The organism is Bacillus sp. 5RYD7K (genome assembly GCF_059831465.1).
Genome location: NZ_CP191200.1, coordinates 3,834,968 through 3,849,229, shown reverse-complemented (window position 1 = coordinate 3,849,229; position 14,262 = coordinate 3,834,968). Strand labels below are relative to the sequence as shown.

General features: G+C 47.8%; 15 protein-coding genes. 6 read left to right on the top strand and 9 right to left on the bottom strand.

Going from position 1 to position 14,262, the window contains the following annotated elements; all coding sequences use genetic code 11:
- Positions 1 to 143: 143 nt before the first annotated feature.
- Together ACQE26_RS18875 and ACQE26_RS18870 are read left to right on the top strand one after the other, a co-directional pair.
- Positions 144 to 1,259 carry a mechanosensitive ion channel family protein gene (locus tag ACQE26_RS18875; RefSeq protein WP_500470287.1) on the top strand — a complete coding sequence of 372 codons (1,116 nt, stop codon included), beginning with the start codon at positions 144 to 146 and terminating at the stop codon, positions 1,257 to 1,259.
- 63 nt (positions 1,260 to 1,322) lie between these two features.
- Positions 1,323 to 2,054 carry an NAD-dependent protein deacylase gene (locus ACQE26_RS18870; protein WP_411810537.1) on the top strand — a complete coding sequence of 244 codons (732 nt, stop codon included), beginning with the start codon at positions 1,323 to 1,325 and terminating at the stop codon, positions 2,052 to 2,054.
- Positions 2,055 to 2,088: 34 nt separating this feature from the next.
- On the opposite strand, the gene ACQE26_RS18865 is transcribed toward ACQE26_RS18870, so the two are convergent.
- Complete coding sequence (locus ACQE26_RS18865; RefSeq protein ID WP_016938376.1) at positions 2,089 to 2,937, bottom strand: polysaccharide deacetylase family protein; 849 nt, start codon at positions 2,935 to 2,937, stop codon at positions 2,089 to 2,091.
- Positions 2,938 to 3,193: 256 nt separating this feature from the next.
- On the opposite strand from ACQE26_RS18865, the gene dat reads away from it, so the two are divergent.
- The gene (gene dat, locus ACQE26_RS18860) at positions 3,194 to 4,045 is read left to right on the top strand and encodes a D-amino-acid transaminase (protein WP_500470286.1); all 852 of its coding nucleotides are present in this window, start codon (positions 3,194 to 3,196) and stop codon (positions 4,043 to 4,045) included.
- 41 nt (positions 4,046 to 4,086) lie between these two features.
- Here the strand turns inward: dat and ACQE26_RS18855 are convergent, their stop codons facing one another.
- Positions 4,087 to 4,671, bottom strand: coding sequence for a TetR/AcrR family transcriptional regulator (locus ACQE26_RS18855; protein WP_500470285.1), 585 nt, complete (start codon positions 4,669 to 4,671; stop codon positions 4,087 to 4,089).
- Positions 4,672 to 4,779: 108 nt separating this feature from the next.
- Between ACQE26_RS18855 and ACQE26_RS18850 the strand changes: the two genes are divergently transcribed.
- Positions 4,780 to 5,331, top strand: coding sequence for a hypothetical protein (locus ACQE26_RS18850; protein ID WP_438421520.1), 552 nt, complete (start codon positions 4,780 to 4,782; stop codon positions 5,329 to 5,331).
- Positions 5,332 to 5,369: 38 nt separating this feature from the next.
- Here ACQE26_RS18850 and ACQE26_RS18845 read toward each other — a convergent pair whose 3' ends face one another.
- Positions 5,370 to 5,870 carry a universal stress protein gene (locus ACQE26_RS18845; RefSeq protein ID WP_500470284.1) on the bottom strand — a complete coding sequence of 167 codons (501 nt, stop codon included), beginning with the start codon at positions 5,868 to 5,870 and terminating at the stop codon, positions 5,370 to 5,372.
- Positions 5,871 to 6,290: 420 nt separating this feature from the next.
- Between ACQE26_RS18845 and bmrC the strand changes: the two genes are divergently transcribed.
- Both bmrC and bmrD read left to right on the top strand, forming a co-directional pair.
- A complete protein-coding gene (gene bmrC, locus ACQE26_RS18840) occupies positions 6,291 to 8,048 on the top strand; it encodes a multidrug ABC transporter ATP-binding protein BmrC (protein WP_500470283.1) in 1,758 nt (585 codons plus the stop codon).
- Complete coding sequence (bmrD, locus tag ACQE26_RS18835) at positions 8,045 to 10,066, top strand: multidrug resistance ABC transporter ATP-binding protein/permease BmrD (RefSeq protein WP_500470282.1); 2,022 nt, start codon at positions 8,045 to 8,047, stop codon at positions 10,064 to 10,066. Before bmrC ends, bmrD begins: the two co-directional genes overlap by 4 nt.
- A 40-nt stretch (positions 10,067 to 10,106) precedes the next feature.
- On the opposite strand, the gene ACQE26_RS18830 is transcribed toward bmrD, so the two are convergent.
- The 6 genes from ACQE26_RS18830 to ACQE26_RS18805 all read right to left on the bottom strand — a co-directional run bounded on the left by ACQE26_RS18830 (position 10,107) and on the right by ACQE26_RS18805 (position 14,153).
- On the bottom strand, positions 10,107 to 10,727 hold the full coding sequence (locus ACQE26_RS18830; RefSeq protein WP_500470281.1) for an NAD(P)-dependent oxidoreductase: 621 nt from the start codon (positions 10,725 to 10,727) through the stop codon (positions 10,107 to 10,109).
- 28 nt (positions 10,728 to 10,755) lie between these two features.
- Complete coding sequence (locus tag ACQE26_RS18825) at positions 10,756 to 10,881, bottom strand: hypothetical protein (protein WP_016938366.1); 126 nt, start codon at positions 10,879 to 10,881, stop codon at positions 10,756 to 10,758.
- Positions 10,882 to 10,983: 102 nt separating this feature from the next.
- Positions 10,984 to 11,190 carry an alpha/beta-type small acid-soluble spore protein gene (locus tag ACQE26_RS18820; protein ID WP_016938365.1) on the bottom strand — a complete coding sequence of 69 codons (207 nt, stop codon included), beginning with the start codon at positions 11,188 to 11,190 and terminating at the stop codon, positions 10,984 to 10,986.
- A 224-nt stretch (positions 11,191 to 11,414) separates the two neighbouring features.
- A complete protein-coding gene (locus tag ACQE26_RS18815; RefSeq protein ID WP_012117190.1) occupies positions 11,415 to 11,630 on the bottom strand; it encodes a YheE family protein in 216 nt (71 codons plus the stop codon).
- 83 nt (positions 11,631 to 11,713) lie between these two features.
- Positions 11,714 to 13,072 (bottom strand): YheC/YheD family endospore coat-associated protein, encoded by a 1,359-nt coding sequence (locus tag ACQE26_RS18810; protein WP_500470280.1) that lies wholly within the window; start codon positions 13,070 to 13,072, stop codon positions 11,714 to 11,716.
- Positions 13,062 to 14,153 carry a YheC/YheD family endospore coat-associated protein gene (locus ACQE26_RS18805; RefSeq protein WP_500470279.1) on the bottom strand — a complete coding sequence of 364 codons (1,092 nt, stop codon included), beginning with the start codon at positions 14,151 to 14,153 and terminating at the stop codon, positions 13,062 to 13,064. The genes ACQE26_RS18810 and ACQE26_RS18805 overlap by 11 nt, the downstream gene beginning before the upstream one ends.
- Positions 14,154 to 14,262: the final 109 nt, after the last annotated feature.

Below are 14,262 nucleotides of genomic sequence, written 5' to 3'. Positions count from 1 at the left end.
CTGAAAGATGAACGAATTTGTGAAAAACCCCGGCTGTGTTCTGCTGCCGGGGTTTTTCAGGCTTTTCATAAAGACATTAAAAGAAGCTGATGTCCGAATGTTTTAGTATAATGGATTTTCGACAAGACAAAGGAGTATATGCCATGGTGACATCTTTTAAGAGCTTTTTTACTCTTGACCATATTTTGCAGATCTGTATCAGCATTGGGATTTTAGCGGCTTTTCTCATTTTGAGAAAACTGTTTGTCAAATACTTTTTCCAGCTTGTTTACAAATTGGCGAACAAACCGAAAACCGATATATTCAAACAGATTGCGGTAGCGTTTGATAAGCCGGCCAGGTGGTTTTTCGTTGCGCTGGGGCTGTTTTTAGCGATTGAGTATTCGCCGTTTTTAGACGGTCAGATGGACATTGTCAAAAAAATGTACCGCTCTCTGATCATAGCGCTGATCGCCTGGGGGCTTTGCAATCTGACATCGGCGTCTTCTTTTTTATTTCATAAAGTCAATCAGCGCTTTGAGCTTGATATGGATGACATTTTGGCGCCGTTTTTATCCAAGGTGCTGCGCTTTGTCATTCTCGCACTCAGCGTCAGCGTGATCGCACAGGAATTCAATTATGATGTAAATGGGTTTGTGGCCGGACTCGGACTTGGCGGATTGGCGTTCGCACTCGCGGCTAAAGATACGATCAGCAATTTTTTCGGCGGCATTATCATCATTACGGAAAAGCCGTTTACGATCGGCGACTGGGTCGAGACGTCATCTGTGACGGGAGGCGTTGAAGATATCACATTCCGCAGCACAAGGTTCCGGACGGCGCAGGGGGCGCTCGTCACCGTGCCCAATTCAACGCTGTCGATGGAAGCCATCACAAACTGGACGAGAATGACGAAGCGCCAGATCACGTTTTCCGTTCGTGTCTCTTATGCGACGCCGATTGATCGTTTAGAGCGGTGCATCACAAGGCTCAGAGAAATGCTTCGCGAACATGAAGGCGTGCATGATGATACGATTATGGTTAACTTTGACGTGTTTGCGGACAGCTATTACAATCTGTTTTTTAACTTTTACACAAAGACCATCGTCTGGGCCGAAAGCCTGGACGTGCGGCAGGATATCAACCGCCGGATTATTGATATTTTTGCTGAGGAAGGCGTGGAATTCGCCTATCCGGGCCAGAATGTATTCGTAAAACAGAAAAGCCACGATGATCCGGTTCATGTGAAGGATCATTCCGGAGAAAAAGAACGGGCATAACGGGCGCCGTTCTTTTTTCATGATATGATAAAAAGAAAAGGCGGTGGAAGAGTGGAAGCGTTTATGACATTGATCAATCAGGCTGAACGTATCGCGGTGCTGACGGGAGCGGGAATGAGCACGGAATCCGGCATTCCGGATTTTCGTTCCGCGGGCGGTATATGGACCGAAGACACCTCCAGAATGGAAGCGATGAGCAGGGAATACTTTGAACGCCGTCCGCGTGACTTCTGGCCCAAATTCAAACAGCTGTTTCAGATGAAAATGAGCGGAAGCTATGAACCGAATGCCGGTCATAAGTATTTGGCAGACCTTGAAAAGCGGGGAAAGCAGGTAGACATTTTCACGCAGAATATTGACGGGCTGCATAAGAAAGCGGGAAGCAGCAGTGTCTATGAGCTTCACGGTTCAATTCAGACCGCCGCATGCCCCAGCTGCGGAGCGCGCTACGGACTTTCTCATCTGCTGAAGGAAGAAGTGCCGGAATGTACGGCGGAAACCGGAGATCATGCGGTTTGCGGCACTGTATTAAAGACGGATGTCGTACTTTTCGGCGATCTCGTCCAGCATTTTGAAACCCTTTATGAAAAGCTTGATCAAGCTGATCTCCTTCTTGTGATCGGCACTTCGCTTGAGGTGGCGCCGGCAAGGTTTGTCCCTGAGGATGCGAGCCGGATTCCCGGTTTGAAGCAGGTGATCATTAACCTTGAGCCGACATATTGCGACCATTTATTTGATCTTGTCATCCATGAGAAGATCGGTGAATTTGCAAAGCGGATCAGCGCCGCGATATAAAAAAAGCCGGATCATATACAGATCCGGCTTTTTCTTATTCATGGACGGGAATCATTTGGTCCGTCAGAATATCAAAGGAGTAGCCCTGGGCTTTCAGTTTTTGGATCAGGCTCGGCAAAGCATGCACGGTCGCAGGCAGATCGTGCATTAAAATGACATGCGGTCTGCTCGTATGGACGCTTTCCAAATATGCGAGCTGATTCAATACTTCCGGCACGTACCGGGCATTTTTGTATTTCCAGTCCTCACTGTCAATCGTCCAGTCCCAGTACACGAAGCCGCCTCTTTCGAGATGCTTGATCTGGGTGTCTGTCAATGACGGTTTGCTGCCGTAAGGCGTGCGGACAAGATCCGTTTTCACTCCCGTGATGGCCTGGAGCGTATCGCGTCCCTGCTGCATTTCTTTCAGCGGCGATGTCGGTGTTTGATAAAACAGGTGATTATCGTGCGTCACGCCATGCAGGCCGAGCGCGATTCCTTCCTGATTCGCTCTTTGCACGGAATGTCTATAGGCTTTCATCCGCGGTTCAAGCATAAAAAAAGTGGCCTTTGCGCCATTTGCCTTCAATACATTCAACAGCTGTTCAGTATAAGGAGACGGCCCGTCGTCAAAGGTTAAATATACCGTTTTTTTTCCCGTGTCCCGCTCTTTCTGCAAATGTTTAAGCAGGATGTCGGGAGAATCGTTTTTCAGCCGCAGGCTTTCTGTTTCATCTCGAAGCTGCCCGTTTGCAGTCACTGTGACCTGTTTATTTTTTGCGGCGGAAGCGGAATAACCCATTATGACGATTACCAGAAGCAGTCCGCACAAAACTGCTAAACTCGTAAGTTTAAAAGCTAATGAAAACAGAGAAGGGGAAGCACCTTCTTTTGTCTTGCGCATAACAATCTCTCCAGTAGCATAAATTTCTTCATAATGCCGATAACAGCAGAGGCTTGCATAGTACCATAAGTTAACAGCATATGTATGTCGAATCAAGTATACAGGAACAAAACTGGAAAAGACATAGAAAATATGTCGAATCATAAGATTTTAAGAAAAAAATAAACTCCGCTGCCTGCTTGTTCAATATGATAGAATAGTTGACAATAACAGCTGAGAATCCGCATCACGGCAGATAACGATGAGGAGGGTTTACATGAAGACGTTGGTAAACGGCCAGTTGATTGATCGTGAAGAAGCCGCAGTTGATATTGAGGATCGCGGATATCAATTCGGTGACGGTGTGTATGAAGTCATCAGAGTATACAACGGCGTTTTATTCGGTCTGCATGAGCATATCGGCCGTCTTTTCAGAAGCGCCGCAGAAATCGGCATCACCCTGCCGTTCTCCGCAGAAGACATAGAATGGGATCTCCAAAAGCTCGTACAGGAAAACAAACTCATTGACGGCGGGGTCTATATTCAGACGACGAGAGGGAAGGCGCCCCGGAAGCACCAGTATGATGAAGGATTGGAGCCGCAGACGACGGCATACACCTTTTCAGTGAAAAAACCGGTAAATGAACAAAAAGCCGGAGCGCAGGCCATAACGGCCGAAGACAAGCGCTGGCTGAGGTGTGACATTAAGAGTCTGAATTTACTGTATAATGTGATGGTAAAACAAAAAGCCTATGAAGCAGGCGCTTATGAAGCGGTGCTGATAAGGGACGGAGCAGTCACGGAAGGAACCTCTTCCAATGTATACGCCGTCATAAACGGCACCGTCCGGACGCATCCTGCAAATGAGCTGATTTTAAACGGCATTACGCGGATGAAACTTTTAGGGCTGATGAAAGAAAACGGGATTGAGGTGCGGGAGAAGCCCCTTACTGAAGACGAACTCAGAAGCGCGGATGAAATTTTTATTTCGTCGACAACCTCTGAACTAATCCCGATCGTAACCCTTGACGGAAAACCGGTCGGCAGCGGTGTGCCGGGTCCTGTAGCCAAAACGATTCAAGAGGCTTTTCAATTGAGCATTCAGCAGGAGATCGGCGTTCAGTCATAAACGGAAAAAGGCCGGAAACACATCCGGCCTTTTTGCTTCTGTCAGATAAAAAGAGACTCGATATGCTGAACGAGCACGCGGGAGATTTTCTCTTTTGAAAGACGCTCAGGTTCAAGCAGTGCATGCAGCGCCAATCCGTCGGCAATGGCATACAATTTCTCCGCTTCTGTCTCTTTATCAAGATTTGGTTTCAGATGCTTATTATCATCCAGCCAGTCAATCAGACCGCGGATATATGCCAAGATCCCGTCGTGCTGGGGATGAAATTCTTCTCCCTTATGTCTGGCATAAGCTGTGAAAGCGAACCATACCTCCATTTCAGCCATCGTTTCTTCATCTGTCGGGATGATTTCAAGCATCAGACGCACCGCTTTTTCTTTCGGCGGCAGATCTTTTATGGCAACTTCGTTAATTCTGGCGGCCGCTTTTTCTTTTACGAGGGTCATCGCATACCCTAAAAGCTCATCCTGGGTGGTGAAATAGTGCCTCAGCGCGCCTAAAGAAAGACCCGCTTCCCGGGCGATGTTTCTCACTGTCGCTCCTTCCATGCCCCGCTCCAAAATCGTCCGCCAAGTGGCTTCGGCTATTTGTTTTCTTCTTTTTTCATGATCGATGATTTTAGGCATGTCTCCAGTGTAACAGGAAAAAATATTTCTTGCAATTTTATAATACAATTGTATTAAATAAAAAGAGGTGTTACAATGCTCTTTAGAAAACGATAAGGAGGAACCGGATTGAACGCGATTGCTTGGTTGATTGTCATTTGTGAGGCTGCTTTTTGGGCGGCTGTCATCTTCGGATTGGCGGCGCGGTATTTATTCAGGCGGCAAAAGCTCGGAATGTTCTTTTTCGCTCTCATTCCTTTACTTGATGCCGTATTGTTTGCGGCGGCCGCAGCTGATTTATACAAAGGGGCGACGGCGACTATGGCGCATGCAGTGGCGGCCGTTTATATCGGAGTGTCTGTCGCCTTCGGAAAAAGCATGATTCAATGGGCGGATGAGCGTTTCCGCTATTATGTCGTAAAGGAAGGGGCAAAACCGGTCAAGCGGTACGGACTGGATTATGCCAAACATTATGCAAAAGGATGGGGAAGACATGTATTAGCGTTTGTCATCGGCGGCGTTCTTTTAGCCGGAACGGTATTTCTCATTCAGGACGCTTCCCGCACCGAAGCGCTAAGCGGGCTGTTGAAGGGCTGGTCTGTCGTGCTGTGCATTGATTTTTTGATCATGGCGAGTTTTTTTGTGATGCCGAAAAAAAGAGGAAACAGCCGGGAGCTTTAAAAAAAGCAGCTTATGATTAAGCTGCTGTACAGAAAGGATTATTTTACGATCAGCACCGGAATATCGGATTTCGATGACAGCTTTTCACTGACGCTTCCGAATAAAAGTTTTTTCAGCCTGTTCTGGTCTCTGCTCCCCATGACAATCAGATCCGCCGATATGCGGTCGGCATGCTCGATAATGGCATCAGCGGGATCACCTTCTAAAATGTCGATATCCCCGTCAATCTGGCTGTCGTTCATCAGCATTCTCGCTTCGGCAATGATTTCTTCCGTACGGTCTTCATAAATCATCGGGTCAGGGGAGATTCTTTCCGCTTGAAGCGGGTCGGGAACGCTTGCAATCCCGCCGCCGATATACGTGGCACCGGCTCCCGGACTCGGGGGATCGACAATCGTCTGGGCATCTTTTGCATTGTGAGAATGTACGACCGTTAAATTTGCGTGAAATGTTTTTGCAAGGTCTATCGCTTTTTGAAGCGCTTTCTTGCTATCATGACTTCCGTCAAAAGCTGCAATCAACCGGTCCGCATGAAACATCGGCCTCATCCTTTCAGTAAAAAAGGTTTATAAAACAATACCCGTACGGAAGAAATCTAAAACCTGTATTGACAAAAAAAGGATTCGTTTATATGATAAAGGAATAATATAGGAAAAAAGGAGGTATGGATCATGTCAGAATTAAAGCTTGTCAACTCATCTTCAGCTAAATATCGGCGTGACTGCCATACACCTTCCGTTTTCTGAACATTTGCTTAAAAACGGTGCAGTCGCGCATATCAGGCGGGTCTGTACCTTATTTATAATAATAAGAGGCATGGAGCTGACGCTTCATGTCTTTTTTTATACAAAAAATGAATGAAAGACAGGTGTGATGCATGTGGCGGTATTAGCGAAAACAATGAAAAACAATCCGGAAAAACTTGAGGGCGGCTGATTCATGAAAGGGGATGACGGTATTTGTTTACTGTATTAAAAAAGCTAGCTTGGTTTTTTAAAGCCTATTGGCTGCGCTATACGACAGCGATTGTTCTGTTATTGATTGTGAATGTCATCGAAATGTTCCCGCCGAAACTTCTCGGTAACGCAATAGACGATATGAAGGCGGGCGTGTTTACGAAAAGCGGGATGCTGTTTTACATATGTGTGTTTCTCGCTTTAACGGCAGCCTTATATTTGCTGTCCTATTTTTGGATGTACCAGCTTTTCGGCGGGGCGAATGTCATGGAGAAAATTCTCCGATCAAAACTGATGGGAAGGCTTCTTCAAATGTCACCGCCGTTTTTTGAGAAATACAGAACGGGCGATTTAATGGCGCGGGGGACGAATGATTTGCAGGCCGTCAGTATGACGACGGGCTTCGGGGTCTTAACGCTCGTCGATTCGACGATGTATATGCTGACGATATTTTTGACAATGGGGCTTCTCATCAGCTGGAAGCTGACATTTGCCGCGATTATCCCGCTGCCGATTATGGCGGCTGCGGTCAGTCTGTACGGAAAAAAGATCCATGAGCGGTTTACGGAAGCGCAGGATGCTTTCGGATCATTAAATGACAAGGTGCTGGAGTCGGTATCCGGCGTCCGGGTCATTCGGGCTTTCGTGCAGGAAAAAAATGATGTCAGCCGTTTCGGTGATATGACGGCGGATGTATACGAGAAAAACATGAAGGTGGCGTTTATCGATTCACTCTTTGAACCGACTGTGAAACTTCTAGTCGGGCTCAGCTATCTCATCGGTCTCGGCTACGGCGCCTATCTCGTTTTTCAAAACCGGCTGACGCTGGGAGAGCTGGTATCGTTTAACGTGTATCTCGGAATGATGATCTGGCCGATGTTTGCGATCGGAGAATTAATCAATATCATGCAGCGCGGCAATGCCTCCTTAGACCGTGTCAATGAGACCCTTTCCTATGAGCCTGATGTGACAGGGCCCAAGCAGCCCGCCGATATCAAGGAGCCCGGGCGTCTTGTTTTTGAACAAGTGACTTTTACGTACCCGAGCGGAGCGGGACCGGCTGTTTCCGATGTATCATTTTCCGTTGAAAAAGGGCAGACACTCGGCATCGTCGGAAAAACGGGAAGCGGAAAGACGACGATTATTAAGCAGCTGCTGCGTGAATATCCGCCCGGTGCGGGAGCCATCACGTTTACAGGCGTTCCGATTCAGGAGATTCCGCTTGAGAAGCTCCGAGGGTGGATCGGCTATGTGCCGCAGGATCATATTTTATTTTCAAAGACGGTGAAGGAAAATCTGCTTTACGGTCGGCAGGACGCAACCGAAGAGGAAATCGGCAGCGCGCTGAAGGATGCGCATTTTAAACAAGATATCGGCATGCTTTCAGAAGGGCTTGAGACGCTTGTCGGCGAGAAGGGGGTGGCGCTCTCCGGCGGACAAAAACAGCGCATCTCAATTGCGAGAGCGCTTTTGACAGATCTGGACATTCTCATATTAGATGATTCGCTTTCTGCCGTAGACGCGAAAACGGAAGCCGCCATCATTGACAGCATCCGTAAAAAACGGCAGCATAAAACAACGATTATCACCACCCACCGGCTCTCGGCAGTTGAACACGCAGATCTCATTCTCGTCATGGACGAAGGCCGGGTGTCTGAAAGAGGCACGCATCAGGAGCTGTTGGCGAAGAATGGCTGGTATCGCGAACAATATGAGAGGCAGCAGCTGTCCTCTCTTGAAGAAGGGGGGACGGGCGCATGAAGACCGGAAGAAGATTATGGAATTACGCGCTTCAATACAAAAAGCTGCTGATATGGGCGGTCGTTCTGCTCATTATTGCGGTCGGCACTGAGCTGACCGGCCCGTTTATCGGAAAAAAAATGATTGACGACCATATTCTCGGCGTTGAAAAAACATGGGTTAAAGCCTCTGGGGACGATCCGGACGCCGTCACGTTCAGAGGGCATGATTATGTCAGGGAGGATCGGCTCAAACCGGGGGCGGAGAAAACCGGAGAGGCGCACATTTATCAAGTCGGTGCGGCCTACTATTTTGTTGAGGGTCCCGTCAGTTTTGACGGAAACCGTTCGGTGACTGACGGCCGGCTGACGATATCAAACGGTAAAGAAAGCAGGTCATATCCCGCTATTGCGTTATCCAAACAGGAAATTTTTCAATTTTACCGTCCGGAAATAAAAGGGCTGCTGACGTTGACCGCCATTTACGCGGGGCTGCTCATGTTTTCCGTGTGCTTTCATTACGGCCAGCATTACCTGCTGCAGATGGGAGCGAACCGGATCATACAGCGTATGAGGCAGGATGTGTTTTCACACATTCAGAAAATGCCGATCCGCTACTTTGATAATCTGCCTGCCGGAAAAGTCGTGGCCCGCATTACGAATGACACAGAAGCGGTCAGAGATTTATATGTAACGGTGCTGTCTACGTTTATCACAAGCGGCGTCTACATGCTCGGTATTTTTACGGCGCTGTTTATGCTTGATGTCAGACTGGCCGCCGTCTGCCTTTTGATTATTCCGATCTTAATGATCTGGTCGGTTGTGTACCGCAAATACGCATCCGTCTACAACCAAAAAATCCGTTCCATTAACAGTGACATCAATGCGAAAATGAATGAGTCCATTCAAGGGATGCCGATTATTCAGGCGTTCCGCCGCGAGAAGGAAACGATGAAGGAATTTGAAGAATTGAATGAAGCTCATTTCCGCTATAAGAACAAAATGCTGTCTTTAAATTCCCTCATGTCCCACAGTCTTGTCAATGTGTTGCGCAATGTGGCGTTTGTCGGACTGATCTGGTATTTCGGAGGCGCGAGTCTGAGTGCGGCCGGAATTGTTTCGATCGGCGTTTTATATGCGTTTGTTGATTATTTAAACCGTTTGTTCCAGCCGGTTACGGGGATTGTCAACCAATTTTCAAAGCTTGAATTGGCCCGTGTTTCCGCGGGCAGGGTATTTGAGCTTTTACAGGAGGAGGAAACGGAAGAAACAGGCGCTCCCGCAGACAGAAAGGCGGAAGGGACTGTGGAATTCCGCGATGTTTCTTTTGGGTATCGAAAGGGAGAAGAGGTGCTGAAACACATCAGCTTTACAGCTGAAAAAGGCGAGACGATCGCCCTCGTCGGCCATACGGGTTCAGGCAAAAGCTCCATCCTGAATCTTCTGTTCCGTTTTTATGATGCCGAAAAAGGCGATATCCTGCTGGACGGAAAAAGCATATACGGCATGTCAAGACAGGAGCTGAGATCGCATATGGGGATCGTGCTGCAAGATCCGTATCTTTTCTCTGGAACGATCGGCTCCAATGTGACCCTCGATGATCAGCGTATTTCCCTGCAGCAGGCTGAAGAAGCGCTTCGGCAAGTCGGCGCCGCAGGTCTTCTGCAATCCTTGCCGAAGGGCATCATGGAGCCCGTCACGGAAAAAGGCGGAACACTGTCTTCAGGCCAGCGCCAGCTGATCTCTTTTGCAAGGGCGCTCGCGTTCGATCCGGCCATTTTAATTTTGGATGAGGCGACGGCGCACATTGACACCGAAACAGAAGCAATCATTCAAAAAGCGCTGCACGTGGTGCAAGAAGGGCGCACGACATTTATTATCGCCCATCGGCTTTCCACGATCAGACACGCAGACCAGATTCTCGTTTTGGAAAAGGGGCGCATCATTGAAAAAGGAAGCCATGACGAATTAATGGCGCAAAAGGGGCAGTACCATCAAATGTATGAATTGCAGAAAGGAGCGGCGCAGTCCGCGGTGTAATCAGGAGGAGGGTGAATCAAAAGATTCGCCCTTTTTCAATTTAGTAAGCCAGTCCCACCCGTTTTCTGACAAACTGCGGGTTCATCAGTTCACGGTAAAGAAAATGCGCCGTGTCTCCGACGGTGATTTTAGTCCCGCCTTCAGGAAGCTGATCTTGTTCGAACCGGTAAACTCCGGCAGCTTCTCCGTCAGGAAGGTAGGTGGGGCAGATGATCGTCCAGTCAATATCCTTTGCCAGAAGCATCTCGTATACGCGGGCGTGTTCCTTTGCGGCTCTTGTTGATTTTCGTTTTGATTCTGACGATTCAAAACGGTATTTGTCAGGCATAAGCCGTGATTGAAGGATACCCGCGGTTCCGATCGTAATCAGACGCTGAACATGATGCCGTTTCATGCTGTTTATTATATGGATCATAGCGGCTGAAAGGGTATCGTCACCGTCCGTGCCGAGACAGCTCACGACTGTGTCCGCTTTAGAAATCAATCGGCCGATATCCTCCCGCCGTCTGGCATTCCCTGTTATGATATGTTTTTCAGGAATGGGGAGGGCCGTTCCGGCAGATCTGACAAGAGCGAATATTTCAATGTCTCCGTGTTTCTGCGCTTCTTTTATAAAAGCCTGTCCGACTCTTCCAGTTGCTCCGAGTAAAGCGATTTTCATGTAAAAAACCTCCTCGCCGCTCATTATATCATTCAAAGCAGCGGGGAAAAGAATACCTGTGAATAAAGGGGAGATGGTGGGCAACATATTCATTGACCAAAGAAACCGTTACGAACTGAAACAGCTCCCAATTGACTGAGGCAATGAATGACATGTTTTCCCTCCTTTTTTCCTAGGGTATGTGGAATAGGAAAAAGGGTGACGGCAATAAAAAGAAGACGCGGTATCCCGCGCCTTCTGTATGCCATTTATTGAGTTATTGTACGCCTTGTCCGCCCATGTGCTGCTGCGCGAAAGATACTAAACGTTTAGTAATTTCTCCTCCGACAGAACCGTTTGCACGGGAAGTTGTTTCTCCGCCAAGGTTTACGCCGAACTCAGAAGCAATTTCGTATTTCATTTGGTCGATTGCTTGAGCAGCGCCAGGTACTAAAAGTTGGTTTGAAGAGTTGTTGTTTGCCATTTGTATGATCTCCTTTATAAAGTAGTATGGTTGGGTTTGCTGGAATTGCACCAGCTGATGGTTTCCGGAATGAAAACCATTGCCAGCTCGGCTTCACCCAATGGTGTTTGCCGCTTTGTACTACGTATTATGGTGAATCAAAAGGCATCTCATTCGGAAAACCGGGTGGTAAATAGCGGAAGGAAAAAGAAAAGCCCAGCCTTTTGCGGCTGAGCTTTTAGCTTTCAGTCATATATGTGATAAAGCATTAATTCATGCAGCTCTTTTACGAGTGCCGGCTCTTCTTTCCCCGGATGTGTGTGTCCCCATTCAATGTCTCCGGACTTGTGGTAAATTCCTTCGTAATGCGTACCCTGCCAGTAAAACGAAATCCGCCATCCGGGCAGTTTCTCTTTTTTGAATAACGGTTTCCAGCTGAAGTGCGAAATCATGACGTTCACGCTCCTTATCGGGAAATGTTGATCCTGTTCATTGTAGCTCATCAGTTCTGTGCCTGTCCCGGGTCAACGAAAAAAAGGCGGCCTCACCGCCAAAGTTTTTCCGGGGCGGTAATGGACCGTTCTGATAAATATGACGCGTATTCAAAATTTCTCCGTTTTGTGAGGTAATCGACTGATCTCAGCTTCGGATGCGAGAAAATGCTCCGCCCGGGGCGGGAGTTGGCCTCAAACATCCAAACTTTCCCCGCCTCATCAACGCCGAGGTCAAAGCCGATTTCGCCGATAAAGCCTTCAATATGTTCATTTAACACACGGCTGACCGCTAAGGCGGCTTTCGAAAGCTTCCGGATCATGCCGACTCTCTCTTTCGGATCGCCGTATAATTCAGCTAACGTTCTGACTTCCCCGCCGTTTGCCAGATGCGTTGTAATGCTGTTTCTGCCGGAAATTTTTGCTGCGATCGCCGTCACTGTCCATTTTCCCTCGGCATTTTTGTTCGTATGCACCCTGAAATCGACGGGACGCCCGTCAAGCCGGATCAGATCAATGCCTTGCTGCAATAAAAAAGCGGACGGGTCATTGTTTTCTTCAAATGATTTCATGAAGGATGCCGCATCTGCATAATCCGCCGTCACCACCGTTTTTTCCTCATTCGTGTATTTGACTGAGAAGCCGGCGTCTGTTTTTTCCAGCTTGTAAATTCCCGTTCCGAGTGTGCCGTCTGCAGGCTTGATAAATACGGTGTCAAACGTGCTGCATAACGTCTCTATCGCTTCTGCATTCGGCTGCAGGATTGTTTTTGGCAGGAGAGAAGCCGTGAGACTGTTTTTTTCCAGAAGCTTGTGAATGTCCCATTTATTAAAGAATTGCGGGTTAAACCAGGGAATCTGATAGTCATTCATCAGCCTATATTTTGTCTGCTGTAAAAGAGGAACTTTTTCCGTTTTTCGGCTCGGGAGCCTGTCATATACAACATTCGGAAGCGGGACGTCCGCCCGTTTCCAGCTGTTTTCTTTATAAATCAGCGCCTGGACTGTGCCTTCTTCCCAGTTGATCTGATGTGCCCCGAAAACGAAACAATATCCGTTCGCCTGCTCGTGAAGGGAGAGCAGCTTGGTAAAGAAGGATGTGCGGTCTCTGAACGGGCGCTGCGTCGATGATGTGAACCCTGCTGTAAAAATGCCGATCAGCGGTCCGATATGCACCGTCTGGCCGTGGATGAGAAAATCAGCCCGGCTTTTATGCGGTATCATCAGCTCCTCAAATAAGTCTTCAGAAAGGAGCGCGCTTTTTTCAAGAGATTGAGAAAAGGCTACACGGCATTTAACAACCTTGGTCCCGAAGGCAGCGGATAAAATCCCTTCCCGTTTCATGGCGGAGGGGAGATACAGCGTATTTTTGCTTTTTTTATCGATGCCGACCATCATCCCTTTATGATTCACGCGGAAGTGCTCCTTTCCGGCTTTCATGTGACTGAAGATCGCGGAAGCGTTTCAGCGGACTGGTGTACAAATCCTCTTTCGCTTCGGGAGCCACGCTTAAAATGGCGTTCCGTCCCGGTTTTGAATTGACATCCAAAAGCCAGATGCGCCCGTCTTTGGCATAACAAATATCGAGCCCCAGCTCAAACAGCGGTCCGAATTGTTCATCAAGAAAATAAGGGACGGACTGGGTGATCGAAAAGACATCATCCAATAAAACGGCCTGCTGCTTTTTCGGAATTTCTTCAAACCACGTGTCAAATTTAATCGGTTCGGACCCTCCCCGCAAATGAGATAAAAGACCGTTCTGATAACCTCTTCGGATCGCTTTTCCGACCGTTTCCCAAGCTCCTGACTCATTTTTGCGCATGAAAATGCGGATGTCGCACGGGTGCTGTTCCTTATCCTGAATATTTAAGTAGGCTTGAAGCAAATAACGGTGCTGCAGCACTTTTTTGCACCAGGACTTAAAAGACACGTGGTTGGAAAACGTTTTTGTTTGCTTGTTTTTCCCGATATAGTAAGTGGCTGAAATTGATTTTTTCCCTGCTTTAAGGAGGATGATGCCTCTTCCTCCCGCGCCGAAAGCGGGCTTAAGTATACATGCTTTTTCTTTCGCTAAGTATGATTGCACCTCTTCATAACGGCTGACTTCGACCGTTTCAGGAATATAGGGACTGATCAGATGATGCTCTTGGAGTGCATTCGTAACCGTCCATTTATCAGGAAGCCCACGGCCGATAAATTCCGTTTTCGGATATTTTTTCAGCCATTCGACGATCGGTTTGGCTTTTTGAGCTTCAGCAGATTTTCCGTAAAAACAGCGATCGTAAATAAATTCGGGAATATCAATTTCCGTTTCGTTCCATTTTCCGCTTTTCGGATGATACACGAGCGCTTTTACGCGTAAAGAATCCGGATAAATATCAAACGGTGTAAAGCGGGCAAAGCGCACATTGTATTGAGGCGCTCTTTCAGCCAGTTCACCGGCGAAATCTTCTTCGTGCCGGCGGGATACGGACATAAAACCGAGTGTTGTCATGTTGTTACTCCCCCTTTATTCAAAAGCCGCTGATGAAACGGCCCTTCCATCCAATAGACATGTCAAGCGCAGCATAAAAGATGATCTACTGTAAAGAGTACGAAACAGC